Genomic DNA, 24,493 nt, shown 5'->3' with positions numbered 1-24,493 from the left:
CGGTCAGATCGCCTCCATGCGGCTGACGTTCGACTCCAGACGACCGACGGTGTCGTAGGTGCCGTCGGGGTCCCGGCGCATGATCCGCCCCTCGACGTCCTCGCGCGCGTCGGGCACGTCGAACAGCCCCGATCCGCAGACGATGTCGCCGTCGTGGAGGGTCCACGTCTCGATGACCTCGTGTGGCTCGCCCGGATACGACACGCGCTCCCAGTCCCGCCCGAAGTTGGTCGACTCGAACAGCGCCGACTCGTGCTCGTCGTTCACCCACGCCGGCGGGGCCTCCTGACCCCCGCAGAAGAACACGGTGCCGTCGTGGACGAACACGCGCCGGACGTACGAGAACTCGTTCCCCCGGTCGATGCGGGTCCACGAGTCACCGGCGTCCGTGGTCCGATAGAGCCCGCCCTCGCCCACCGCGTGGCCGAGACCGAGGTTCTCCAGGTCGTGATCGAGGTAGCCCGTCGTCGCGAGCCAGACGTCCGCGGAGATCGGGAGGACCTGGTGGATGTCGTCGACGATGGTGTCCCGTCGGTCGAGCCACGTCCGCCCGCCGTCCTCGCTGAGGTGGATGCCGCCGGCCTCCACGCCCACGATCAGCCGCTCCGGGCGACCGGGGACCTGCTCCAGCGCCCGCAGACGCGCGTAGTGCGGGTCGATGGGCGACTCCCAGTGGCCCCGCGAGGGGAGGTCGCGGAACCCCTTCATCTCGGCCCACGTCTCCCCGTCGTCGACCGACCGGTAGACGTAGGGGTCGTTCGTCCCCGCGTACAGCACGCCGTCGGCGGTCCCGAGGATCGACCACACCTCGCTCTCCCCGGCGTGCCAGAAGCGGTCGCCGAGGGGGACACCCAGGTCCTCCCACGTGTGTCCCTCGTCGGTCGAACGGAACGCTCCATCCGTGGACGCGACGAAGACCCCGTCGTGGCCCTCGAACGTCTCGACGGCCGTCACCATCCCGCAGTCCAGGACCCGCTCGGCGTCCCCCTCCTCGAACGGGAGACCGCTCACCCGGTACAGGCCGGTGTCCGTCCCGATCAGTAGCGCCATGTGCCGCGGGACACCGTGGCACACAATAAACGTTTACCAAACTGTAAAACGCTAAGTGGCGGTCGCTCGAAAGTCGGAGCAGAGATCCCGACGGCCCTCCGGAACGGGTGCCACACCTCCCCGAATCATGCCCCCGACACCACCCACGAAACGGCCGACCGACGCGGCGTATCTGGACGAGGAACCGCCGCTCCCGACGGAGCTGCTCAACCTCCCGTGGATCGACGGCCACAACCACGCCCACACCCTCTCCTGGAACGACCGGGAGCGGTACGCCCTCGCCGGCTGTGAGTGGATGGTCATGGTCGCCTCGGGGTACCACTGGACGCCGTACAAACCGGTCCGGGCCGAGGACGTCCGGTACCTCTGGGACGACGTGATCAACCGGCGGGCGGCCATCGAGCGCGATCACTTCTTCCGCGCCCGACTCGGCCTCGGCGTCCACACGGGCGTCCGAATCGAGGATCCCGACGAACTCCTGGCGTCGATGGACGCCTACTGCGAACTGGACGAGGTGGTCGCGGTCGGCGAGACCGGCGTCACCCCGTCCCAGCACGTCGAGGCGTGGGGTCTGGACGAACAGCGAGCGATCGTCCGGGCGCAGATGGAACTCGCGGACGCCCACGACCTGCCGGTCCTCCTGCACACGCCGAACACGTCGGCTGACGAGGGCCGGAGCTACCGCCCCGAACTGGGGACCCCCGGCTACGAGAAGAACACGGCGCTCGACACGGAGCCCGTCCTCACCGGGGAGAACCCCGAACTGGAGGCGGTAAAACTCGATATCGAGACGGCCCGCGACGCCGGGCTCGACGAGCGCCGGATCGTCGCCTCCCACGCCGACGGGAACAACACGGAGTATCTGATGAGGGAGACGGGCTGCTACCTGAGCTACACGATCGGTCACTCGTGGCTGATCGGGGTCGACGCCGCGGACGTCGCCGACGTCATCGACGAGTACGGGCCCGAGCGGGTCATGATCGACACGGACTGTGCGAACGTCCTCCGCACTGACCCCTACGCGGTCAAGCGGGCCGTCTTCGAACTCTACCGCTACGGCATCGAGCCCGACGCCATCCGAAAGGTTGTCTGGGAGAACCCCCGCGAGGTGTACGGGTTCGACGGGCGAGACACGAGATCCTCTTACTGAGATCGAGACGAGACGCCTGTTCGAACGCGCACCGTGCTGTGAGCGTCGGGACCCCGTTCGGGATACGGAGCACGTACACCGCGTGGGGATCGTTCGCGTTCGCTACTCCTCTGGATCCCTGTACAGGCCACTTCGACGGGAGGGGATCCTCTCATCGAAATCGCGAGACAGTGTCGCTGTGGTGTCCTATTCGCTACGAAGCCTTATCAGAACGCCCGGCCTACATCGTGTATGCCATCTCGGGAAACAGATCACACGAGCGGTGAGGTCGGGCTGTCCGAGGTGGATGTCCTGCGACGGATGTACCGTATCACCGCCGATCACGAGCGACCCTTCGAGGAGAAGCTCGGCGACCTGCTCCGGCTCGGACGGGCCTATCTCGACGTCGAGGCCGGGTTTCTCACCGAGATCTCCGACGGCACACAGCGTATCGTCGAAGCGGACGGCGATCACCATCTCCTCCAGGCCGGTGAGTCCTGTCCGCTCTCGAAGGCCTACTGTCGGAAAACCATCCAGCAGGAGGACACCCTCACCGTCCAGCACGCCGCCATCGAGGGGTGGGAGGACGATACGGCGTACGAGACGTTCGGGCTGGAGTCGTACATCGGCGCGAAAGTCGTCGTGGACGGCGATCTCTACGGAACGTTCTGCTTTGCCGATTCCGAGCCACGCGAGCGCCCCTTCTCCGAGACGGAGGAGACGTTCGTCGAACTGATGGCCGAGTGGGTGAGTTACGAACTGTTCCAGAAACGGGCAACCGAACGGATCCGGGAACAGCGCGATCGACTCGAGGAGTTCGCCGGTGTGGTCTCGCACGACCTGCGGAACCCGCTCAACGTCGCCCGGGGCTTCCTCGAGATGGCCGAGGAGACCGGTGATCCCGAGGATTTCGACCGGAGTCTGAACGCGCTGGATCGGATGGAGGCGCTGATCGACGATCTCCTGGTGCTCGCCCGGGAGGGACAGGAGATCTCCGACACGGGACCGGTCCCCCTCTCGGAGGTGATCGAGGAGTGCTGGTCGTTCGTCGCCACCGAGGGAGCCACACTCGAGATCAGGATGGATCCCACGGTTCGGGCCGACGGAAGCCGACTCCAGCAGCTGTTCGAGAACCTGTTCCGGAACGCGATCGAACACGGGGGTGAGGACGTTACCGTGCGCGTCGGGACGCTCGAGGACGACCCCGGGATCTACGTCGAGGACGACGGACCGGGTATTCCGGCGGAGGAGCGGAGCCGAGTCTTCGAGGACGGCTATTCGACCAGTGAGGACGGGACCGGCTTCGGCCTCGTGATCGTTCGACAGGTCGTCGACGCCCACGACTGGAACGTCGACGTCACCGAGAGCGAGTCCGGTGGAGCACGCTTCGAGATCACCGGCGTCGACATCGTCGCCGAGTGAGCTCGCTACGGTATCCCCCTCTCTCCCAGTACTCCCCTGCCGAATGGCCGCCCCGTTCCTCGCGTGCCGGTTTCGACATATACAGGCGGTCTTCCCCGCTCGAAGACGGGGTGATCTACACGTCCCCGGTCAGTCGAACGCACAGGTGTTCGTCAGTTCGCCCAGCCCCTCGATGCCGATGGTGACCTCGTCACCGTCGCCGAGGAGGACGGGCGGCTCGCGGTAGACGCCGACGCCGGGCGGCGTGCCAGTGAAGATCAGGTCGCCCGGCTTCAGGGTAAACGCCTTACTGCAGAAGGAGACGATCTCGTCGACCCCGAAGATGAAGTTCGAGGTCGAGGAGTCCTGGACCCGCTCGCCGTTGACCTCCGCCCAGATGTCCCGGTCGTGCGGGTCGGGGGCCTCGTCCGCGGTAACCAGCTCCGGCCCGATGGGGGCGAACGAGTCGAGGCTCTTGCCCCTGACCCACTGACCGTCCCCGTGCTGGAGGTCCCGGGCCGAGACGTCGTTGCCGACGAGGTAGCCCGCGACGTGGTCGAACGCCTCGTCCTGGTCGACGCGCCGGGCCTCCTCGCCGATCACGACCACCAGTTCGGCCTCGTAGTCGACCTTCTCGGTGAGGTCGGGGTCCCACGAGACGGTGCTCTCGGGACCCGTGATCGTCGTCGGGAACTTCGAGAACAGCACCGGCGTCTCGGGGATCGGGTTGCCGCCCTCCTCGGCGTGGTCGACGTAGTTCAGCCCCACGCAGACGACCTTCTCGGGGGCCGTGACCGGCGCGTGCCGTTCGACCTCGCCCGTGTCGTACAGTCCCGTTCCCGTCTCCTCTGCGTACTCGACGGCCAGTTCCGCCTTCTCCTGCCACTCCCAGCTGGCGAGCAGTTCGGTGGTCGTGTTCGGGATGCCGACACCGGCCTGCACCCCCGCCTCCGGGAGGTTCACGACCCTCCCCTCGTCGAGCCGTACGCCTACCCACGGTGCCTCCGTGCCGTCCACGCTGTATTGTCCTATTCGCATCGTGATCTACCGTTTCCGCCCGTCGTCGTTCGCTCGCTACGACCGGACACCGATCGTCCGGCGGATCGCTCCGACCTACAGGTCGAGGCCGGCCTCCTCGACGAGCCGCCGACCCGACTCGACGAACCGGTCGAACTCCTCCCCGACCTTCGGGTTCAGCAGTTCGCCGTCGCGCTTGACCACCTCGCCGTCGACAATGACGGTGTCGATGTGGTGGGGGTTCGCCTCGAACACGGCGGTCTGGATCGGCGAGTGGCTCGGCGCGGTCAGGAAGTCGCTCGCGTCGAGCAGGATCACGTCGGCGCGCTTGCCGGGGGTGAGCGTCCCGATCTCGTCCTCTAGCCCGAGCGCCTTCGCCCCCTCGATGGTCGCCATCTCGAGGGTGTCGCGGGCGGTGAGTCCCACCTCCGTGACCTCCTCGCCCTGCTCCAGCAGCTTCTGGTTCTCGAGCATCCGGTGGACCTGGAGCCCGATCCGCATCTGGCTCCCCATGTCGCCGCTGATGTTCGAGCAGACGTCGACGCCCCAGGCCGGGCGTCCGCCCGCCTCCACCACCTTCCCGGTCACGGGGATGCCGTGGCCCATCTGCATCTCCACCTCGGGCGTCGACGAGAACGAGACGCCCGCGTCGACGGCGTGCTGGATGTCCTCCTGCGTGAAGTGGTTCGCGTGGGCGACGTTCACGTCCGGCCCGAGCATGTCGGACATGACGCCGAACCCCTGGTAGTCGGGGTTGTACTCCGAGGAAGTCCACTGTGCCGCGCCCATGTGGATGGTGGCGAGCGCGTCGAGCTCTCGCGCCAGCTCCAGGTCACCACGGGCGGTCTCGTCGACGCAGAAGTCCGGCCCCCGGAGCCCGAGCGCCAGGCTGAGCAGGTCGTCGTCGTGGATCCTCCCGTCGTAGAGCTCGCGGATGTTCCCCTCGGGGAGGCCGACGTCGCTCTCGTACCACCACTTCGCCGCGTCGTCGCCCGGGGGGCCGTAGGTGTACACCGCGCGCAGTCCGGCATCCCGAAGCGCGTCGACGGCCCGCTCGCCGTGTTCGAGCGTGTTGGGATACGACCAGTCCAGGGCCGTGGTCGTTCCCGTGTAGAGCTTCTCGAAGGCACCGAAGAGGCCGCCGAGGTACGTGTCTTCGGGCCGGTAGAGCCCGGTGATGTTGCCGAGCATGTGCTCGAAGTACTCGCCCATGAGCGACCAGTCCCCGGCGATACCCCTGACCTGGGTCTGTGCGAGGTGGATGTGGGAGTCGACGAACCCCGGCAGCACGATGTGATCGGTGGCGTCGATGACCTCCGCGTCGGACTCCGACGTCGTCAACCCGGATCCGATCTCGACGATCTCCCCGTCGTCGATCAGGACGTCGGCACCCTCCAGCGCCCCGATCTCGGGGTCGAGCGAGACCACCGTCCCGTTCCGAATGAGTTTCTCTGGCATGCCCGCTCGACGTTCCGGCCCGCGACACCAAATAATTTACCGTGCGGTAAATCAGGCGCGAGAGGCGGGTGAGTGGCGAAAAGAGTCGCAGTAACATCCGCGGTGTGGGGGGAGTGTACGGAGGTTGCTTACCGGTCGGTAAATATGTGGAGAACCCGGTGGAACAAGCGATATATATCCGCCTGCGGACTACCCGGTGTATGAGTAAGCCCGGGCAGGGGTCGGTGGAGAACGACACCCGCGAGGCCATCATGGAGGCGACCTTCCGAGCTCTCAGCAAACACGGCTACACCGGTCTCCGGATGCGCGACATCGGCGAGGAGATGGAGATGACCCGCCAGGTCATCCACTACCACTACGACGGGAAACACGACCTCATGTCCCACTTCCTGGAGTACATCATCGACCAGTACGAGGGGAGCGTCGAGGTGGACGAGGGCGCCCCGCCTCGCGAGGAGCTCGACGCGCGGATCGACCAGTGCCTGCTCGGGCCGGAGTTCGACGACTTCGGCCACTGGGACCGGATGAAGGTGTACCACGAGCTGTTCACCCACGCCCAGAACGACGCGGAACACCGGGCGATCTTCAACGAGCACTACGAGCGGATCCGCGGGAGCATCACCGAGGTCGTCGAGGACGGCATCGAGAGGGGTGTCTTCCGGGAGGTGGACGCCGCGCGGATGGGTCAGCTCATCACCGACATCATCCACGCGGCCCGTGGCCGGAAGCTCTCGCTGGGTCAGGACGACGCGCCCGAGCAGGCCCGCCGATCCATCGACGAGTTCGTCCTCGACTCCCTCCACGTCGACGCCGAGTAGTCCGCCACCCGTCGGCTCCCGACGAACGAGCCCGGGGGCGAGACGCCCCCGAACAACTAAGCCGATCGATCGGGTGCTCGTCTACAGATGGTCCACGTGAGGCGGCTCGTGCTGGACGTGTTGAAACCGCACGACCCGGACGTCGTCACCGTCGCCGGATCCGTCGCCGACTGCGAGGGCGTCTCCGGTGTCAACGCCGTCCTGCTGGAGACCGACCGGGAGGTCCAGAACGTGAAGCTGACGGTCGAGGGTGACTCCGTCCCGGTCGAGGCCGTCCACGACACCGTCGAGGACCTCGGCGGGACGGTCCACTCCATCGACGAGGTGGTCTGTGGGGAGGTCGTCGTCGAGGAGAGCGAGACCCCACAGGACTGAGGGCCGAACGTACATGCCCTCTCGACTGGAACGACTCCGGAGCGCCCTGGAACGCGACGACGTCCGCTCGATCTCGCGGCGCTACTTCATCTCGAACGGCTTCGACGGCGCGCTCACGGGCGTCGGCGTCGCCGTCGGCTCGTACCTCTCCGGGGTCCCCGACGGGCTGACCGTGTTCCAGATCGGTATCGGGGCCGCGATCGGGCTGGGCACGTCCGGCGTCTGGAGCGTCTGGGAGATCGAACGCGCGGAAAAGCGGGCCGAACTCGAGCGCATCGAGGCCGCGATGCTAACCGACCTCGGGGAGACGCGGGTCCAGCGCCAGAAGGCCGGTGCCCGGCAGGTGAACGCGCTGATGAGCGGCGTCGGGCCGATCATCGGCATCGTGCTGCCGATGCTCCCGTTCCTCCTCGAGGGATCCGTCCTGAGCATGCGCGGGGCGACGCTGGCCTCGGTCGGCGTCGCCGTCTCGATCCTCTTCGCCTTCGGTGCCTACCTGGCCGGGATCTCCGAGCAGAACTGGATCGTGGCCGGCGCTCGCATGGGGCTGGCCGGCATCGTCGTCGCGCTGCTGAACCTCGTCCTCCCGGGGTGAGCACGAGATGAGCTGGCACGACCGACCGGACGACGAGGCGTTCGCGGCGCTGGACAGCCACGCCGAGGGACTCTCGACCGAGGAGGCGGAACGGCGGCTCGAGGACGTCGGTGCCAACGAGATCACCAGCGAGGAGGGACGGGGCGCCGTCGAGGTGCTCGTCTCGCAGTTCGCAAGCGGGCTGGTGCTCGTCCTCGTGGGTGCCGCGGTGCTGTCCGTGGCCGTCGGGCACCTCGTCGACGCGGTCCTCATCACGGTCATCCTGCTCGCCAACGGGGTCTTCGGGTTCGTACAGGAGTACCGCGCCGAACGGAGCCTCGAGGCGCTCCGGGAACTGGCCGCCCCGAGCGTCGTCGTCTATCGCGACGGGGAGCGCCGGGAGATCGACATCACGGCGGTCGTCCCCGGGGACGTCCTGGTGCTCGAAGGGGGTGACGCGGTCCCGGCCGACGCCCGGGTCGTCGAGTCGTCGAGCCTCCAGGTCGACGAGGCGTCCCTGACGGGTGAGAGCGCTCCCGTCGAGAAGTCGACGGGGACGGTCGAGAGCGGGACGCCGCTGGCCGAGCGCACCAACATGGTCTACCGGGGGACGGCCGTCACCCGGGGCCGGGGTGAGGCGGTCGTCGTCGGGACGGGCATGGACACGGAGATGGGGACCATCGCGGCGGAGCTCTCGGCGGCCGAGACCCGCCTGACGCCCCTCCAGCGCGACCTGGACCGCCTCGGCCGGCGGATCGGCGTCGGCGTCGTCGTCCTCTCCACGTTCGTGGTCGCCTTCCTGCTGTTCCGGGGTACCGAACTCCTCTCCGCGGCGCTGACGGCCATCTCGCTGGCCGTCGCCGCCATCCCCGAGGGGCTGCCCGCGGTCGTCACGCTGACGCTGGCGCTGGGCGTCCAGCGGATGGCCGACGAGAACGCGCTCGTCCGGACCCTGCCGGCCGTCGAGTCGCTCGGCGCGGTGGACGTCGTCTGTACGGACAAGACCGGGACGCTCACCGAGGGGCGGATGCACGTCGCCCGCCTCTGGGTCCACGACGAGGTGATCGACGAGGGGTTCGATCCGGACGACGACCGCGTCGGGACGCTACTCCGCGTCGGGGCGCTCTGTAACGACGCCGACGAGGAGCGCGGCGAACCGACCGAGCGGGCCCTGTACGAGGCTGCCGCCGAGGCGGGTATCGACATCGCCGCGCTCCGGGGCGAAAACCCCCGCGAGGACGAGGTGCCCTTCTCCTCGGACCGCAAGCGGATGGCGACCGTCCACGCCGACCGCGTCCGCGTGAAGGGTGCCCCGGAGGTGATCCTGGACCGCTCGACGCGCGTCCTGACGGCCGACGGCGTCGAGGACCTGACCGACGGAACCCGAGAGCGGGTCCGCGAGCGCGTCGACTCGTTCGCCGACGACGCGCTGCGCGTCCTCGGGTTCGCCTACAAGCCGACCGAGGAGGGCGGCGACCCGGAGGAGGACCTGGTGTTCGTCGGCCTCCAGGGGCTCATCGACCCGGCGCGACCGGAGGTCGCGGACGCCATCGCCGAGACCCACGCCGCTGGCATCGCCGTGAAGATGATCACCGGCGACGACCGCCGGACCGCGCGGGCCATCGGCCGCGAGGTCGGCATCGAGTCCGACGTCCTGACCGGGACGGATCTCGACGCGATGGACGACGCCGAACTGCGCGAGCGCGTCGAGGACGTGGACATCTACGCCCGGACGACGCCGAGCCACAAGGTCCGCATCCTGCGCGCGCTCCAGGATGGCGGTCGGACGGTGGCGATGACCGGCGACGGCGTCAACGACGCGCCGGCGCTCAAGAACGCCGACGTCGGCATCGCCATGGGCGTCCGCGGGACGGACGTCGCCAAGCAGGCCAGCGACATCGTCCTCCTCGACGACAACTACGCGACGATCGAGAACGCCATCCGGCGCGGACGGACCATCTTCGACAACCTCTGGAAGTTCGTCGCCTACCTCCTGTCTGCCAACCTCGCGGAGGTACTGCTCGTGTTCGTCGCCTCGCTGTTCGGCTACCTCGTCCTCCCCGCCGTCCAGCTGCTCTGGATCAACCTGCTGACCGACGGCCTCCCGGCGCTCGCGCTGGGCGTCGACTCGGCGTCCGACGACGTCATGCGCCGGGAGCCCCGCGAGTCGGCGGGTGGCATCATCGACCGGGCGATGGCGACGCTCATGGGCGGCGTCGGGCTGACCGCCACGGTCGTCCTCCTCGGCGTGATGTTCCTCGCGCTGGACGGCGCGCCGGCGGTGACACCGTACGTCATGTCGATGGTGTTCACCGGCTTCGTCGTCTTCGAGTTCGCCAAGCTCTACGTGGTCCGCTGGGCGCGGGGAACGCCGCCGCTCACGAACCGCTGGCTGGCGGCGACCGTCCTCGCCTCGTTCGGGCTCCACCTGTCGGTCCTCTACACGCCGCTGAACCGGTACTTCGGGACGGTCCCGCTGACCGTCGGCGACTGGGGATTCCTCGCGGCCGCGCTCGCGGTCGCTCTCCCCGGATTCCTCGGCGTCGCCTGGTACGTCCGGCGGTCGACCCGCGAGGGCCGGACGGCGTGAGGGTCGGGGGACGGGTCGACGAGCCGGACGGGGGAGCGGTCGACCGACGGCGGGAACGGACAGAGGGCCTGCGAGCGCTCGGTGCGCCGCTCGCGTCCGACTACGGCCAGAGCCCCCGCGCTTCGTGCGCCTCCGCGATCCGCGAGAGCGCCACGATGTAGGCCGCGTCGCGCCAGGTGACGTCACGGCGCTCGAACTCGTGCCGGACGGCGTTCCACGCCGCCCGCATCTCCGTCTCGAGTTCGTCGTTCACCCGTTCGAGCGACCACGAGCGCCGGTTGATGTCCTGGAGCCACTCGAAGTAGCTGACCGTCACGCCCCCGGCGTTCGCGAGGATGTCCGGGACGATCGGGATCCCCCGCTCGGTGAGGGTCGCGTCGGCCGTCGAGGTCGTCGGCCCGTTCGAGCCCTCGACGACGAGGTCCGCGCCGACCGCGTCGGCGTTCTCCTCGGTGATCACGTTCCCGAGGGCCGCGGGGATCAGGACGTCGACGTCGAGGGTGAGCAGTTCTCCGTTCGGGATCACCGTCTCGGCGTACTCCGTGACCGCCTCCGGCTCCTCCTCGTGGGAGGGGACGGACGAGGTGTCGATCCCCGACGGATCGTACATCGCGCCGTTCACGTCACTGACCGCGACGACCGTCGCCCCCCAGCCGTCGAGGAGGCGAGCGGCGTTCGCCCCCACGCTGCCGTACCCCTGTACGGCGACCGTGGTTCCCTCGAGGTCGTGGTCGTAGAACTCGCGGGCGAGTTTCGTGACGATCGCGACGCTCCGACCGGGGGCCTCCGCGCGGCCCTCGCTCCCGCCGACGACCGGCGGCTTCCCCGTGACGACGCCCGGGATCGTCTCGCCCTCCTGCATCGAGTAGGCGTCCATCAGCCACGCCATCGTCTGGGAGTCCGTCCCCATGTCCGGGGCGGGGATGTCCTGTTTCGGGCCGATCACGTTGCGGAGCTCCTGGGCGAACCGCCGCGTCAGCCGCTCCTTCTCGTCCGCGCTCAGCGCCTTCGGATCGACGGCGACTCCCCCTTTCGCACCCCCGAAGGGGAGGTCCATGACCGCACACTTCCAGGTCATCCACATCCCGAGACCGACGCACTCGTCCCGGGTGACCTCGGGGTGGTACCGGAGCCCGCCCTTGTACGGGCCGCGGACGCTGTCGTGCTGGGCACGGTAGCCGGTGAACACCTCGACCGACCCACCGTCCCGCTCGATCGGGATGGTGACCTCGTGGACCTTCTTCGGATATCTGAGCCGCTCGACGATCCGCTGGTCGAGCGAGAGGTACTCGGCGGCGTGATCGAGCTGTCGGCGCGCCGTCTCGAGCGCCGTCTCCGGTTCGGTGGCTCCCTCCTCCACCCCCCCGTTCTCGGCGGCGTTCGATTCGGATGCCATGGTCACTCGATCGGTGTCCGTCGGTTCCGCATCGCTCCCCCGCAGTCCGAGCACCGACCGGGGTGCTCCTCCGTGACGACGATAGTCCCACAGTCGAAGCACTCGTACGGGCCGTTCGCCTCCGTGTCCGCGCTTACGTCCTTCATGATGTCGGGAAAGCGCCCGCCGAACGGACGCTTCACGAGCGGACAACGGGACGACGAGACGTATGCTCGTCAGTTCACTATAGAACCCATACGATCTCGAGGGGTTCGTTATTCAACCCCACGTGGACCGGGCGGCCGCGGGGAGGCCGGCGTCGTCGAACAGGGCCGAGAAGAGCTTCCGCTGGACGGTCCGGATGTGCTGGTAGAAGGCGGGCGGGGAGATCCCGAGCGTCTCCGCGACCTCCTCGCCGGTGTTCGTGCGCGGGGACTCGAAGAAGCCGCTGTAGTACGCCGTCTGGGTCACCTCGAGCTGTCGCTCGGTCAGCGCGTCGAGGAACCGCGAGTACGGGTCGCCGTCGGCGGCCCGGTCGGACGTCCGCTTCGACCGGAGGTCGACGTCACCGACCGTCTCCCGGACGAGATCGGTGACGTGTCGGAGGTCGACGCTCTCCGGGACGTCGACGACCAGCGTCGTGTCGGTCGGATCCGCGCGTACGCTCCGCAGTACCGCCCCGTGGTCGGCCAGTTCGAGCGCGAGGAACGGCCCCGAGAGGTGGAGCCGGACGACGCCCCCGGCCCCGTCCGCGCCGATGCGGTGGATCCCGTCGACGGCGACGAGTTCGCCCGCGGCCTCCTCGACTGCCTCGACCGAGCCGTCGTCCACGGTCACGAACACGTACGCGCCGTCGGCCGTCTGCTGGATCCCCCCCTGGTAGGACAGCGAGCACCCCGCGCTCCTGGCGAGCCGGGAGAGCACGAACGACGGGTCGTCGACGGCGAACTCGACGCGCGTCATCGAGGTAGTGAGCAGCGCGTTCCGGCGTTCGATCGCGCTGAGCGCGGACGCGATCGTCTCGCCGAGTTCGGCTATCACGGCCCGCGAGGTCTCGTCGAACGCGTCCTGCGTTCCCGCGTAGACGGTGAGGACCCCGTAGGTGAGCCCGTCGTACGCGAGCGGGACGCTGAGGACGGAGAGGTAGTCCCGCGCGAGGGCGGCCTTCCGCCACGGCTCCTCCCGGAGACGGGCGGCGACGTTCGCGACCGTGGTCGGCTCCCGCGTCGCCGCGGTCCGTCCCGCCGGCTCGGCCCCGGACGCCTCGACGGGGACGGTGAGGCTGTCCAGGTACCTCCCTTCCGTCCCCGCCCACGCCCGCGGCTCGACCGTCCCCGTCACCGGGTCCGCGGTCCCGATCCAGGCGAACTCGAACCGGTCGGCGGCGGTCAGCAGTTCACAGACCGCGTGGTCGATCTCCTCGCGAGTCTCCGCTCTGACGAGCGCCTGGTCGATCTCGCGGATCGTCTCGTTGATGCGGTTCAGCGACGTCAACTGGTCGTTCCGCCGCTGGAGCTCCCGGTCCTGTTCGCGGAGCTGCGTCTCCCGGGTGACGCGGTCCAGCGCCGCCTGCGCCGTCGCGGCGAGCAGGTCGGCGAGCTCGCGCGTCACCTCGTCGAAGACGCCGACGTCGGCGGCCCCCACGACGTACACGCCGTGGTCCCCGAGAGGGATGTACGCGGCGCTCCGGACGTCCGTCGCCGGGTCCGCGAGCCGATCGCTCTCGTGGACGTCGTCGAAGAAGAGCGGCTCGTCCTCGACGAAGCTGTAGCTCGTCAGCCCCTCCCGGTCGGCGCGGACGGTGGGAAGCGGGCCGTTCAGCGCCTCCATCTCGTCGGAGTAGGCGGCAGGGTGGAGGTGGTTCTCCCCGGCGTCGAAGAGGTAGACGGCGCTGGCGTCGAGGCCGAGCACCCCCGGCGTGTCCTCGACGACGTGCTGGGCGATCTCGTGATGGGTCCCCGCGTAGAGGAAATCCCGCGTCGTCTCCTGGAGCGTCGCGAGCGCCTCCTCGCGCTGCTTTCGCTTCGTGATGTCGCGGCAGCTGTAGAGGAGGGTCCCGTCCTGGATCGACACCTCCCGGACGTTGATCAGGAGCGTGTGTTCCCGCCCCGCCTCGTCCGTCGCCGTCCGCTCGATGTTCTTGAGCACGCCCCGTTCGGCGAGCTCCTCGCGGTCGAAGAGGTCCTCCCCGAGGAGGGCGTCTATCGTCCCCTGCTCGTGGATCTCCTCCGCGCTGTAGCCGAAGATGAAGTGGACGTTCGGGCAGACGTAGGTGTACTCGCCCGCCTCGTTCGTGATGAGCACCGTGTCGGTCATGTTGTTAAGCGTGACCCGGTGGAGCTCCTCGGATCGACGGAGGTCGCGCTCGAGTTCGACCCGCTCGGTGACGTCGACGCCCTCGACGACGACCGAGACGAGCGCCCCGCGTTCGTCCGTCACGGGTCGGGCGGATAGTTCGACGGTTCGCGTCTCGCCGCCGCCGTCGAGATCGACGACCGCGTTCCCGACCTCGCCCGCGAACGCCCGCTCGACCGTCCGGTGGACCTCCGCCCGCGTCCGGTCGGAACGCGACCACCAGGGGAGCGACCAGAACGGTCGCCCGACGACGGCGTCGACGTCGGCGTCGATCGTCCCGCGGGCGGTCCGGTTGACGCGGGCGAGCGAGCCGTCCGGGTCGAGAACCCACGTCGCCGTCCCGGCGTCGTGGAAGATCGCGTCGAACTGCCGCGCCCGCTCGCGCCGGGTGCGCCGCCGCCGTGCCGACCGGACGCACCGCTCGATCCGGGCGACGAGCTCGTCGAGCCGACCGTCGACGCCGCCACGGAGGGCGACGTAGTCGGTCGCGCCGGCACCGATCGCCTCGCTCGCGATCGTCTCGTCCCCCGACGCCGTACAGAGCACCACCGGGAGGGTCGTCGTCTCCTCTCGGATCGACCGGAGGAGCGCGATCCCGGTCGACTCCCCGAACGCGTAGTCCGTGATCAGGCAGTCGACGGGCCGCTCCTCGAAGGCGTCGAGCGCCGCGTCGACGGTCCGGACTCGGCGCACGGTCGCGCCGGTCCGGGTCTCGAGTGCCTCGCCGAGCGTGTCCGCCCAGTCGGCCGACCCGGCGAGGAGTATCCGGGCCGAATCGAGCGTGCTGGAGGGGGGCGACATGGCGCGGCGCTACGGCCCCGGGGAGGTTGAACGCACCGACACTGCCCGGTCGCGATCGTCCCGATGAGGACGACTTTTGACGCCCGAGGCCGAACCGGTCGGCGTGTCGGTATCGGACGCCGTCGAACGGGTCGTCCCGGATCGCCGCCGGCGTCTCGGACCCGGTGTCGCGGATCTCCTCGAACCGGTCGAGGAGCGACCCTCCCTCACGGACGCGCTCCGGACGACGGGCCGCGTCTGCGGTCTCCTCGTCGCGCTCGCGGCGCTCGCGTGGGGCAGCGGCTACCCCTACCTCTTCCCGAGCCTCGGGCCGTCGGCGTACGCGCTGGCGGTCAGCCCGTCCGCCGCGACGAGTCGGCCTCAGCGAGTCGTCGGTGCACACCTGTTCGGCGTACTCGGTGGACTCCTCGCCTACCACCTGCTCGCGGCCGGTCTGACGGTCACCCAGCCCTCGCCCGCGCTCTCGATCGACGCGCTCCGGCTGGCTGCCAGCGCCCTCCTCTCGCTGGGGCTGACGAGCCTCGCGATGCTGACGACCGACCTCCGCCACGCCCCGGCATGTGCGACGACGCTCATCGTCTCGCTCGGGCTCCTCACGAGTCTCACGGAGGCGGGGGTGATCCTCTCGGCGGTGCTCGTCCTGGTCGCTACCGACCCCCTCCTGCCCGGTTTCGATGGGGTCGAGGTCCCGCCACGGTAGGCTCGGCAGCGCTTCGCTACCCGGAGCCGGCCGCACGTGCACTCCGATGGACTACGGCTCGACCCTCACAGCTCAGCGTCCCCATCGAAGCGTAGGATCACTCGCGAGAGGACAGTCATCCTCTTTGACGTCAGCAGACGGGCTCGGGACTCCGAGTAGGCAGAGAGCCAGTAGGGCGGTTTCGCCGACGTCGTCCCGTACGACGGCGAGGCGTGGTACTGGTCGTGGCGGGTGTTCAGCGACGGAGGTGGTCTCCGATGTCGTCGAAGGTCCCGTGGAGGCGGTCCATCATCTCGTCGACGTCCGCCCGAGAGACGGTGAGTGGCGGCGTGACGAGCGCGTGATCGCCCCGTTCGCCGTCGACGCTCCCGCCGCCTGGGTAGACGGTGACGCGGTTCTCGAGCGCCGTCCGGATGAGCCGCTCCCGGAACTCGGGTCCACCTGCCTCGAGTGGCCGTTTCGTCTCGCGGTCCTCGACGAACTCGACGCCGAGCATCAGTCCCTTGCCCCGCACGTCGCCGACGAAGTCGTAGTCGTAGAACTCCTCGAACCGCTCCCTCGCGTAGGCGCCGACGTCCCTCGCGTTGGCGACGAGGTCGTGTTCGTCGACGTAGTCGAGGACGGCCGTTGCGATAGCACTCGTCGTCGGGTTGAACGAGAAGGTGTGGCCGTGGGTGAACCCGCCCTGCTTGTCCGCGAACGCCTCGACGATCCGGTCGTGGGGCATGGCGCCGCCCAGCGGCGTGTACCCCGCGCTCATCCCCTTGGCCGACGTGATGATGTCGGGCGTGACGTCCCAGTGTTCGATGGCGAAGTTCTCGCCGGTCCGACCCATCCCCGACATCACCTCGTCGACGACGAGCAGTACGTCGTGGTCGTCACAGATGTCACGGACGGTGGGGAAGTAGTCGTCTCCGGGGACAACGGCGGCGTTGGCGGCCCCCACGAGCGGTTCCGCGATGAAGGCCGAGACGTGGTCCGCCCCGACGTCGCGGATGACCTGTTCGAGCTGCTTCGCACACTCGGCGCCGTGTTCCCGGCACTCGTCCTCGTCGGCACAGAACTGACAGCGGTAGGGGTAGGCCGCCGGTGCCTTCGGCCAGTCCTGCATCATCCCGACGAAGGGCTCGCGCCGTGCGGGCATCCCGCCCGCACCGAGCGTCCCCAGCGTGTTGCCGTGGAAGGAGAGCCGGCGGCCGATGACCATCCGCTTCTCCGGGCTCCCCGTCTCCCGGTGGTATTCCCGAGCGAGTTTGAACGCGGACTCGTTCGCCTCCGAACCACCAGAGACCATCCACGTGTGGGAGAACCCATCCGGAAGGAACGAGGCCATCCGCTCGGCGAACCGCTGGGCTCGGTCGTTCACCGAGAGGATGCTCGACGAGTACTCGAGCGTGCGGATCTGGTCGCGGGCGGCTTCGGCGACCGACTCGACCCCGTGCCCGATGTTGGAACACTGGTTGCCGGCCACGGCGTCGAGGTACTCCGTCCCCGCCGCATCGTAGATGTATATTCCCTCACCACGGACGATCTCGGGGTACTCGTCGAAGGACCGTGGGAAGAGGTTCGTCGTGGAGGGAGTCAGTTCTCTGGTCGCGACGCGCTCGTCCGTCTCCGCTGGATTGGGGTCGGTCATGGGTGTGCTGGAACGTCGGGCCGAGAGTTCACTGGTCGATATCGTCGGATACTCGTTGGAACGTGCTCACGAAAGCGTCCAGTGTCGTCTCGTGTACTGGATCCGAGTCCACGGTTGGAAGCGTGTGCACACTGGTATAACTGTGCATGGTGCGCTGGGACGCGGGACCGGTCGCGTCCCGGACCTTCACGATCGGGTGGAAGCGGAACGACGACCGAGCACCAGCGGGTGGCGTCTCCAGTTACCCAACGACGCTGGCTTCGAGCGCTTCCTCGTATCGGCGGTCCAGACGCTCGCGGTCCTCGTCGGAGAGCGTCGGCAGCGGCGGCAGGGGTGGGCCGACGTCGTACCCTCGCTTGCGCACGAGGTGTTTGATCGCCGCCGCGATCGGAACGTCCGAGAACGCGTCGGTGATGGGGTTCACGACGTCGTTGAGGAGTCGGACGGCCCGCTCACGGTCGCCGGCCCGGTAGGCGTCGTGGATCTCGGTGACGAGCGACGGGAGGAAGTTGGCCGAGCCGTTCACGGCACCGTCGGCACCTCCGTCGAGCGCGGCGACCTGGAGTGCCGAGACCCCGGGCAGGACCGCGAAGTCGTCCGGCACGGCCCTGGCCAGCGCGTTGATGTAGTCGATGTCACCCGAGGAGTCCTTGATCCCGATGAACTCATCGCGGTCCGCGAGTTCGACGACGGTCTCGACGTCGAGGGAGTGCTTGGTCAGCGGCGGGATGTTGTAGAGGACGATGGGGAGCGACGTTTCGGCCGCGACGATCTCGTAGAACTCGACCATCCCGACGTCGGACGTCTTCAGGTAGTAGGGCGTGACGACGACGGCGGCGTCCGCACCGGCGGCCTCGGCATCCTCGACGTACTCGACTACGTCACCCACCGCCGTCCCCCCACAGCCGGCGATCACCGGTCGGTCGCCGGCCGCGTCCACGACCGTCTCCACGACGGTCGCGCGTTGCTCGCGCGTCAGGCTCGAGAACTCGCCGATGGACCCGCACGGGAACAGCCCGTGGACGCCGCCGTCGACGAGGAACTCGGTGAACGTTCGGAGCGCGTCGACGTCGACGGTCCCGGACCGGCCGGTCGTTGGCGTCACCATCGGCGGGATTACACCCGTGAGCGACATGGACTCCCGGTTAGTCGACCTCCGACGTGAATGTTCCCCCGTCGACCGTTCCACCCTCCAACCCGTAGCCGGTCGCGGTGGTCAGCGCTCCGCGAACTGGTGGCCTCGATTCACCCGCGGCGGGACAGTCGTGTTCGTCCGACGAGCACCTCGCCGATCCCGAGACGTCCGGGACCGGATCCGACCCGCACGGGGACGGGCAGGTGCTTCAGCCCGATCGACGCGGCTCGTCGGCGCGGCTCCACCGTCCGGTCCGGACCCCACGGTGACACCGAAACCATATGGAACCCGGAATCGGGGAACTGGGTATGCCAGCGACCCCGGAGGTGCTGATCTCACACGACCTCCCGCCAGCCGGTTCGCGCGTGGCGGGGCGGATGGGTGACTGGGACGACCTGCGAGCGGAGATAGCACAACGGCTCCCCGACGCCCGCGTGTCCGTCGCGCGGAACCGGGCCGAGACCCGCGAACGGATCGCGTCGGCCACCGTCCTGGTCGCTATCCGGCTCTCGGACGACCTCCTCGATGCCGCCACGAACCTCCGGTGGATCCAGTCGCTGTACGCCGGCGTCGGTGGGTTCGACGTCGAGGGATTGCGCGAGCGAGGGATCGTGCTGACGAGCGGCGCGGGTATCCACGCGGAAGCGGTGGCCGAAACCGTCGTCGGCTATATGCTGCTCTTCGAGCGGGGATTCCTGCAGGGGCTCTCCCAGCAGCGTGACCGGACGTGGAAGCGCTATCCGACCGGCGAGCTCGTGGACGGGACGCTCGGGATCGTCGGTCTCGGCGAGATCGGTCGTCGGGTGGCCGAACTGGGCCAGGCGTTCGGGATGAGCGTGATCGGGACGAAGCGGAACACCGACGTCGATATCGATGCCGTGGACGAGGTGTTCGGTCCCGAGGACCTGCACACGGTCGCGAACCGGTCCGACTACGTCGTCCTCGCGTGTCCGCTGACGGCGGAGACACGCGGGCTGTTCGGTCGCGAGGAGTTCGTCGCGATGCCGTCGTCGTCCGTCCTGATCAACGTCGCCCGGGGTCCGATCGTCGACCAGTCCGCGCTCGTCGTGGCTCTACAGGAAGGGTCGATCCGGGGGGCAGCGCTCGACGTGACCGACCCCGAACCCCTATCACCCGAGTCACCGCTGTGGACCATGCCGGAGGTGATCGTTACCCCCCACGTCGCGGGATCGACCGACCAGTACTGGCGGCGGGGTGCGGAGCTGTTCGCGGAGAACTACGCGAAGTTCGTCGACGACCGGGTCGACGAGATGCGAAACCGGGTCGCGTGAGGAGACGGCCGCCCGACGGAACCATGGACCGTCGAGGCTGTACCCCCGTCCGTAGCCAGGGACGCAGTAGTGAGGTCACGATCGGAGGGGAGAGCCCGTGGCCGATCCCGCTCACGGCGAGTGCCTCGTCGAGCGAGGGACGCCTCCCGCCGTTCAGTCGGTGAGGTCCGTGACGCGCTCGGCCGCGGCGAGGAGCCGTGCTTCCCCGAACGCGTCCCCGATCAGCTGGAGGCCGATCGGCAACCCGTCGTCCGCGCCGTTGGGGACGGTCACGGCGGGGAGTCTCGTGATATCCGCGGCGCGGGTGTTCCGCCCGTAGTCGAACCCGGGATCCGGGGCGTCGTCGAGCGACGGTGCCGTACCGGGCATCGTCGGCATCAGCAGCGCGTCGACGCCCGAGAGCGCCTCCTCGAACTCCTCGCGGAGGACCTCCCTGGCCGCCTGCGCCCTCGTGTACGGCCTGCCGTCGTGGTTGGCGATGATCCCTGCGCCCGCCAGCAGCTTGCTCCTGTAGAACTCGCCGAGCTGGCCGCTCGCCCGGGCCGCCCGGGCGGCGACCCCCGACTGATACCCCTCGTCGACGACGCCGCCCCTGCGGTAGGGTGCCGCTCCCGCCCGCCAGTGGGCGGCGAGTTCGGTGAACGACAGCGTGTTCTTGATCGACGGTCCGTACTCGTAGTACCGGACGGAGACCGACTCGACCGTCGCTCCGGCATCCTCCAGCCGGTCGACGACGGCGTCCGTCCGGTCCTCGACGGTGGGGTCGACGCCCTCTCCGAATCCCTCCTCAAGGACGCCGATCTCGAGGGATTCGATCGACGGGGGGTCCTCGACGGCGTCGGCGTACCCGCCGACGTCGTACCCCTTGCGACCGGCCGCCTGGAGGCTCGCGGGATCGTGTTCGTCACGCCCGGCGATGGCCTCCAGGACCCGTGCGGCGGACTCGACCGACGGCGTGATCGGCCCGACGTGGTCCTGGGTGTAGGTGTTCTCGACCACGCCCGAGAGGGAGACGAGGCCGTACGTCGGCTTCAGGCCGACGACCCCGCAGAACGACGCGGGGATCCGGATCGACCCACCCGTGTCGGTTCCGAGGGCCGCGTCGACCGTGCCAGTGGCGACGGCGGCGGCGCTCCCCCCCGAGGACCCGCCCGCGGTGTGATCCGCGTCGTGGGGGTTCCGGATCGGCCCCCTGAGCCCCGTCGCACCGCTGGCGCTCGCGGCGAACTCGTCGAGGTTCGTCTTGGCCGTTATCCGCGCGCCGGCCCCGCGGAGCCGACGGACGACCGTCGCGTCAGTTCGTGGGGTAAACCCGTTCATGACCGCCGAGTTGCACTGCATCGGCACGCCCGCGACGGCGACGATGTCCTTGACGCCCACGGTCACGCCGTCGAGCTCGCCGGTGTGGTCGGGCGACGGCGGGACGTCGCACTCGACCGCGAGCGCGTCGAGGGGATCGTCCTCGGGTTCGTGCCAGGTGCGCGCGCCACCCGCGTCGGCGTTCCCGTAGACGGGTATCTCCGAGAGTTCGTCCAGCGGCTCGATCATCTCGTTGACCCGCTCGACGATCGATCCCGCCTCGGTCTCGTCGACGTCGATCCCGAACTCCGCTCCCAGCTCGATCAGTTCTCGCTCGGAGAGCCTGCGCATGGCTCGGCTGTACTGGCCAGGGGTAAGGGTGTTGTCCCGGGTCGCGATCCTCGGCAGCGCCGGGAGAGCGACCTCTTGGGCCAGGGCGTCGACGGCCTCGGGATCGATCGCCGTGACGTTCGCCCCGACGGCTGCAACCCGATATACACCCCCAGGGAGGAAGCGGGTGGGACCGATTTCCGCGTTCGGTCCGCACGCATAGTCCGAGAGCGGGACGCGCTCGGGACGGAGAGTGTCGTCCGACCGACACCGAGTAGCGCGGTACTCTGGGAAGAGGGTGTATCGATGGGCCGGGGAGAGCACGTGCTGTCAGAGGACCGTCCTCCGGCGGAGAATACTGGGGGATCACGCCGCCGATCCCGGTTGTCGAAGCCGTACCGTTATCCTCCGACCATTCGCGCCACAGTGGGGACGGTCCGAGGTAATCGGCTCCGACGATCGGTCCGTAGTCCGATCGACGGGCTCGCGGGACAGCGGCTGTAGCTCGAATCCCTCCGTGACGAGGGAGACGCGACCGCTTTGGGCACCCGATCGCCGCTTTCGAGACGGGAGGGTCCTCGTTTCTCGCATTTCCGGTCGGCGGGATGAGCACGCGTTCGGAGACGCCGATAGAGTGACTCCACAGGAAAGCGGTCGCTGGCGTGGAATCGACGGGAAAACGGTTTCAGTGATGCTTGCGCTGTGGTAGCACACAATGCGCTGGGTTCCGCTCGCCCGCAAGGAAGCGAGGGCGGTCGCGTCCTCGAAGGGCGTCTGGCTACTCGCCGTTCTCCTCGTGCCCCTGGGCTATCGGCCCAATTACGTCGGCTGGGACGCGCTGGGGCCGAACATCACGGCGGGATACGTCCAGATGGCTGGATCGGCACTACTCCCGCTGGGTGTCCTGCTCCTGAGCTACCGGTCGATCGTCGGCGAGCGTACCTCGGGGAGCGTCAAGATCGTCCTCGGACTCCCGCTGACGAGGACGGACGTACTGATCGGAAAAGTCCTCGGACGGACGGCGGGTATCGCAGGTCCCGTCTCCGTCGCGTTCCTCGTCCTGGCAGTTGTCGGAATCGTTGATCACGGCGTGTTCGATCCGCTGGTGTTCCTCGGAACAGTGGTCCTGACACTCCTCCATGTCGGCGCGCTCGTCTCCGTCGCCGTCTCCATCTCCGCGGTCGTCAGTCGAGGGGTGACGGCCGTCGGTACCGTACTCGGAGGGATCTACTTCCCGTTCGTCCTGTTCTGGGAGCTGCTCAGTATCGGCCTGTTCACCGGAGTAACGGGCACTCCCGTGGATCCGTTCGACCCGCCGGCCTCCGGTCCACTTTTCTTCCTGCTCCGGCTCTCCCCCGGCGGCGCGTATCGCGTGGTTTCGAACTGGATACTCGGCGTCGGCAACTCCCCGGACCTATTCAACCGGGTCCTCACGAAGTTCCAACCACAGGTGTACGCGAACGCGTACGTCGTTGAGGCGACGTTTCCCCCGGAATCCGTCCCATTCTACCTCCACGAGGCGTTCAGCCTTCTCGTCCTCCCCGCATGGATCGTCGTGCCGCTGGGATTGGCTCGGTACCGCTTCACACGAGGTGACGTCGTGTGAGCGACGTCGCGATCCGGACCGAAGGACTGAGCAAACAGTACGGGTCGACGGTCGCCGTCGATGATCTCGATCTCGCCGTCGAGGGCGACGAGATCTACGGCTTTCTGGGCCCCAACGGGGCCGGGAAGTCGACGACGATCGGGATGCTGATGGACTACGTTCGACCGACGAGCGGTCGCATCCGCGTCCTCGGCGGGGACCCGCGGGACGACCTCGTCGACGTACACGACCGGCTGGGCGTCCTGCCGGATCGGTACAGTCTCTACGACGACCTCACGGCCCGTCGCCATCTCCGGCTGATCATCGATACGAAACGGGCCGGTGACAGTCCCGAGGCGCTACTCGCTCGGGTCGGGCTCGAGGACGTGATCGACCAGGCGGTCGGGACCTTCTCCCAGGGGATGGAACAGCGACTGGCGCTCGCGATGGCGCTCGTCGGTGAGCCGGATCTGCTCGTCCTCGACGAGCCGTTCACCGGACTGGATCCACACGGCGTCCGGAAGGCCCGTGAGATCGTTCACGAGGAGAACGATCGCGGGGCCGCCGTGTTCTTCTCCAGTCACGTGCTCGGGCAGGTGGAACCCGTCTGTGATCGGGTCGGCATCCTCCACGAGGGTCGCCTCGTCGCCGAGGGGGCAATCGACGACCTGCGCGGTGAAAGCGGGGTGGGACCGGATGCAACGGTCGAGGATCTCTTCGTCTCGGTGACGGACGGACCGGCCACCGTAGACGAGACGGAGGGGGTAGACCGATGAGACGGCGAGCACTCCTCGGTATCGCTGGTGCGTCGATGGCGGGTCTCGCCGGCTGTCTGGGTGCGACCGAGTACACCGTTACCGACGTTCGGGTTGGGAGTGCCTCAGGACCGTTCGGGGTAGACGTCAGTCTCGTGGAACCCGACGCGGTTATCGAGCATCCGGCACGCCTCGACGTCTCGGTCACGAACCAACAGAGCGACCCGTTGCGGGTACGAAACACGGGTATCTGGCCGTTCGGACTGCTCGAACTCGTCCGGTCGCCCGATACCGATAACCCCTGGCCCGGAACGCTCCTCTGGACGCGTCGATACGAGGAGAGCCAGTACATCGAGGCAGTAGCGGAGGGCCGTAGCCTTGACAGGGTGAGATCCACGCCGCTGGTCCGAACCCTGGAGCCCCGGGCGACCGCCAGTGAGACGTACGAGCTTCACGGAGACGATATCGACGAAGCGGGAACCAGGTACGTACGCGGCCGGCCCGATCCTCCGCTCCTCGAGTACGCGGGAGATGGATCCGATGAGTGGACGTCGTTCCTCCCGGAGATCGAAGTCGAACTCGAGGGTACCGATCTCCTATAGCGGTATTCTCGATACGATCCGAGCCGAGGAACTTCGGCGGCCTCCCGTAAATCCGACCTGTCTGCGATGTCGATCCGACTCGGACCGCCATCCCCACGGGGGATGAACCGCATCCGTGGTGGTTCAGCCCGAATCCGTCGGTCTACGTTCCTGCTTCCCGGTGGTTCTCGGGATCGCTCGGTCGCGAACTGTCCTGCCCGCGGCTCGTCGTCGGAG

At 68.5% G+C, this 24,493-nt stretch carries 20 protein-coding genes; 11 read left to right on the top strand and 9 right to left on the bottom strand.

What is annotated here, in order from left to right:
• Nucleotides 1-3 precede the first annotated feature (3 nt).
• Complete coding sequence (locus WDJ58_RS21785) at nt 4-1,050, bottom strand: WD40/YVTN/BNR-like repeat-containing protein (protein WP_338915416.1); 1,047 nt, start codon at nt 1,048-1,050, stop codon at nt 4-6.
• A gap of 127 nt (nt 1,051-1,177) precedes the next feature.
• Here WDJ58_RS21785 and WDJ58_RS21780 point away from each other — a divergent pair, with 127 nt between their 5' ends.
• Both WDJ58_RS21780 and WDJ58_RS21775 read left to right on the top strand, forming a co-directional pair.
• On the top strand, nt 1,178-2,200 hold the full coding sequence (locus tag WDJ58_RS21780; protein WP_338915415.1) for a TatD family hydrolase: 1,023 nt from the start codon (nt 1,178-1,180) through the stop codon (nt 2,198-2,200).
• A 231-nt stretch (nt 2,201-2,431) separates the two neighbouring features.
• Nucleotides 2,432-3,601, top strand: a complete 1,170-nt coding sequence (locus WDJ58_RS21775; RefSeq protein ID WP_338915414.1) for a GAF domain-containing sensor histidine kinase — start codon at nt 2,432-2,434, stop codon at nt 3,599-3,601.
• 129 nt (nt 3,602-3,730) lie between these two features.
• On the opposite strand, the gene WDJ58_RS21770 is transcribed toward WDJ58_RS21775, so the two are convergent.
• The gene (locus WDJ58_RS21770) at nt 3,731-4,618 is read right to left on the bottom strand and encodes a fumarylacetoacetate hydrolase family protein (protein WP_380661464.1); all 888 of its coding nucleotides are present in this window, start codon (nt 4,616-4,618) and stop codon (nt 3,731-3,733) included.
• 75 nt (nt 4,619-4,693) lie between these two features.
• Nucleotides 4,694-6,055: an amidohydrolase family protein gene (locus WDJ58_RS21765; RefSeq protein WP_338915412.1), complete on the bottom strand. Its 1,362-nt coding sequence runs from the start codon at nt 6,053-6,055 to the stop codon at nt 4,694-4,696.
• Between the two features lie 200 nt (nt 6,056-6,255).
• On the opposite strand from WDJ58_RS21765, the gene WDJ58_RS21760 reads away from it, so the two are divergent.
• The 4 genes from WDJ58_RS21760 (at nt 6,256) to WDJ58_RS21745 (ending at nt 10,412) form a co-directional block, all read left to right on the top strand.
• Nucleotides 6,256-6,873 carry a TetR/AcrR family transcriptional regulator gene (locus tag WDJ58_RS21760; protein ID WP_338915411.1) on the top strand — a complete coding sequence of 206 codons (618 nt, stop codon included), beginning with the start codon at nt 6,256-6,258 and terminating at the stop codon, nt 6,871-6,873.
• Between the two features lie 87 nt (nt 6,874-6,960).
• On the top strand, nt 6,961-7,248 hold the full coding sequence (locus WDJ58_RS21755; RefSeq protein ID WP_338915410.1) for a DUF211 domain-containing protein: 288 nt from the start codon (nt 6,961-6,963) through the stop codon (nt 7,246-7,248).
• Nucleotides 7,249-7,261: 13 nt separating this feature from the next.
• Nucleotides 7,262-7,843 carry a VIT1/CCC1 transporter family protein gene (locus WDJ58_RS21750; RefSeq protein WP_338915409.1) on the top strand — a complete coding sequence of 194 codons (582 nt, stop codon included), beginning with the start codon at nt 7,262-7,264 and terminating at the stop codon, nt 7,841-7,843.
• Between the two features lie 7 nt (nt 7,844-7,850).
• Nucleotides 7,851-10,412, top strand: a complete 2,562-nt coding sequence (locus WDJ58_RS21745) for a cation-translocating P-type ATPase (protein ID WP_338915408.1) — start codon at nt 7,851-7,853, stop codon at nt 10,410-10,412.
• A gap of 100 nt (nt 10,413-10,512) precedes the next feature.
• Here WDJ58_RS21745 and gdhB read toward each other — a convergent pair whose 3' ends face one another.
• The 3 genes from gdhB to WDJ58_RS21730 form a co-directional block, all read right to left on the bottom strand.
• Nucleotides 10,513-11,808 carry a glutamate dehydrogenase GdhB gene (gdhB, locus tag WDJ58_RS21740; protein ID WP_338915407.1) on the bottom strand — a complete coding sequence of 432 codons (1,296 nt, stop codon included), beginning with the start codon at nt 11,806-11,808 and terminating at the stop codon, nt 10,513-10,515.
• Between the two features lie 2 nt (nt 11,809-11,810).
• On the bottom strand, nt 11,811-11,990 hold the full coding sequence (locus WDJ58_RS21735; protein WP_338915406.1) for a rubrerythrin-like domain-containing protein: 180 nt from the start codon (nt 11,988-11,990) through the stop codon (nt 11,811-11,813).
• Nucleotides 11,991-12,066: 76 nt separating this feature from the next.
• Nucleotides 12,067-14,943: a bacterio-opsin activator domain-containing protein gene (locus WDJ58_RS21730; protein WP_338915405.1), complete on the bottom strand. Its 2,877-nt coding sequence runs from the start codon at nt 14,941-14,943 to the stop codon at nt 12,067-12,069.
• 103 nt (nt 14,944-15,046) lie between these two features.
• Between WDJ58_RS21730 and WDJ58_RS21725 the strand changes: the two genes are divergently transcribed.
• Nucleotides 15,047-15,643 carry an HPP family protein gene (locus WDJ58_RS21725; RefSeq protein WP_338915404.1) on the top strand — a complete coding sequence of 199 codons (597 nt, stop codon included), beginning with the start codon at nt 15,047-15,049 and terminating at the stop codon, nt 15,641-15,643.
• 235 nt (nt 15,644-15,878) lie between these two features.
• Here the strand turns inward: WDJ58_RS21725 and WDJ58_RS21720 are convergent, their stop codons facing one another.
• Both WDJ58_RS21720 and WDJ58_RS21715 read right to left on the bottom strand, forming a co-directional pair.
• Complete coding sequence (locus tag WDJ58_RS21720; protein WP_338915403.1) at nt 15,879-17,279, bottom strand: aspartate aminotransferase family protein; 1,401 nt, start codon at nt 17,277-17,279, stop codon at nt 15,879-15,881.
• Between the two features lie 241 nt (nt 17,280-17,520).
• On the bottom strand, nt 17,521-18,414 hold the full coding sequence (locus tag WDJ58_RS21715; RefSeq protein WP_338915402.1) for a dihydrodipicolinate synthase family protein: 894 nt from the start codon (nt 18,412-18,414) through the stop codon (nt 17,521-17,523).
• Between the two features lie 308 nt (nt 18,415-18,722).
• Here WDJ58_RS21715 and WDJ58_RS21710 point away from each other — a divergent pair, with 308 nt between their 5' ends.
• Complete coding sequence (locus tag WDJ58_RS21710; RefSeq protein WP_338915401.1) at nt 18,723-19,706, top strand: D-2-hydroxyacid dehydrogenase; 984 nt, start codon at nt 18,723-18,725, stop codon at nt 19,704-19,706.
• A 153-nt stretch (nt 19,707-19,859) separates the two neighbouring features.
• Here WDJ58_RS21710 and WDJ58_RS21705 read toward each other — a convergent pair whose 3' ends face one another.
• Nucleotides 19,860-21,356 carry an amidase gene (locus WDJ58_RS21705; protein WP_338915400.1) on the bottom strand — a complete coding sequence of 499 codons (1,497 nt, stop codon included), beginning with the start codon at nt 21,354-21,356 and terminating at the stop codon, nt 19,860-19,862.
• Nucleotides 21,357-22,050: 694 nt separating this feature from the next.
• On the opposite strand from WDJ58_RS21705, the gene WDJ58_RS21700 reads away from it, so the two are divergent.
• From WDJ58_RS21700 to WDJ58_RS21690, 3 genes are all read left to right on the top strand, one after another.
• Nucleotides 22,051-22,941: an ABC transporter permease subunit gene (locus WDJ58_RS21700; RefSeq protein WP_338915399.1), complete on the top strand. Its 891-nt coding sequence runs from the start codon at nt 22,051-22,053 to the stop codon at nt 22,939-22,941.
• Complete coding sequence (locus WDJ58_RS21695) at nt 22,938-23,696, top strand: ABC transporter ATP-binding protein (RefSeq protein ID WP_338915398.1); 759 nt, start codon at nt 22,938-22,940, stop codon at nt 23,694-23,696. Before WDJ58_RS21700 ends, WDJ58_RS21695 begins: the two co-directional genes overlap by 4 nt.
• 134 nt (nt 23,697-23,830) lie before the next feature.
• A complete protein-coding gene (locus WDJ58_RS21690; protein ID WP_338915397.1) occupies nt 23,831-24,277 on the top strand; it encodes a hypothetical protein in 447 nt (148 codons plus the stop codon).
• The last annotated feature ends 216 nt before the right edge of the window (nt 24,278-24,493 follow it).

The sequence above is a fragment of the Salinirubellus litoreus genome (assembly GCF_037335815.1).
Classification (GTDB): Archaea; Halobacteriota; Halobacteria; order Halobacteriales; family Haloarculaceae; genus Salinirubellus; species Salinirubellus litoreus.
Note: the sequence above shows the minus strand (reverse complement) of the source record. Positions and strands in the feature narration are given on the sequence as shown.

Bases quoted from the DNA above. Each gene is read 5' to 3' on its own strand.
- WDJ58_RS21785 (WP_338915416.1), bottom strand. From the start codon at position 1,050: ATGGCGCTACTGATCGGGACGGACACCGGCCTGTACCGGGTGAGCGGT.
- WDJ58_RS21780 (WP_338915415.1), top strand. From the start codon at position 1,178: ATGCCCCCGACACCACCCACGAAACGGCCGACCGACGCGGCGTATCTG.
- WDJ58_RS21775 (WP_338915414.1), top strand. From the start codon at position 2,432: ATGCCATCTCGGGAAACAGATCACACGAGCGGTGAGGTCGGGCTGTCC.
- WDJ58_RS21770 (WP_380661464.1), bottom strand. From the start codon at position 4,618: ATGCGAATAGGACAATACAGCGTGGACGGCACGGAGGCACCGTGGGTA.
- WDJ58_RS21765 (WP_338915412.1), bottom strand. From the start codon at position 6,055: ATGCCAGAGAAACTCATTCGGAACGGGACGGTGGTCTCGCTCGACCCC.
- WDJ58_RS21760 (WP_338915411.1), top strand. From the start codon at position 6,256: ATGAGTAAGCCCGGGCAGGGGTCGGTGGAGAACGACACCCGCGAGGCC.
- WDJ58_RS21755 (WP_338915410.1), top strand. From the start codon at position 6,961: ATGGTCCACGTGAGGCGGCTCGTGCTGGACGTGTTGAAACCGCACGAC.
- WDJ58_RS21750 (WP_338915409.1), top strand. From the start codon at position 7,262: ATGCCCTCTCGACTGGAACGACTCCGGAGCGCCCTGGAACGCGACGAC.
- WDJ58_RS21745 (WP_338915408.1), top strand. From the start codon at position 7,851: ATGAGCTGGCACGACCGACCGGACGACGAGGCGTTCGCGGCGCTGGAC.
- gdhB (WP_338915407.1), bottom strand. From the start codon at position 11,808: ATGGCATCCGAATCGAACGCCGCCGAGAACGGGGGGGTGGAGGAGGGA.
- WDJ58_RS21730 (WP_338915405.1), bottom strand. From the start codon at position 14,943: ATGTCGCCCCCCTCCAGCACGCTCGATTCGGCCCGGATACTCCTCGCC.
- WDJ58_RS21720 (WP_338915403.1), bottom strand. From the start codon at position 17,279: ATGACCGACCCCAATCCAGCGGAGACGGACGAGCGCGTCGCGACCAGA.
- WDJ58_RS21715 (WP_338915402.1), bottom strand. From the start codon at position 18,414: ATGTCGCTCACGGGTGTAATCCCGCCGATGGTGACGCCAACGACCGGC.
- WDJ58_RS21710 (WP_338915401.1), top strand. From the start codon at position 18,723: ATGCCAGCGACCCCGGAGGTGCTGATCTCACACGACCTCCCGCCAGCC.
- WDJ58_RS21705 (WP_338915400.1), bottom strand. From the start codon at position 21,356: ATGCGCAGGCTCTCCGAGCGAGAACTGATCGAGCTGGGAGCGGAGTTC.
- WDJ58_RS21700 (WP_338915399.1), top strand. From the start codon at position 22,051: ATGCGCTGGGTTCCGCTCGCCCGCAAGGAAGCGAGGGCGGTCGCGTCC.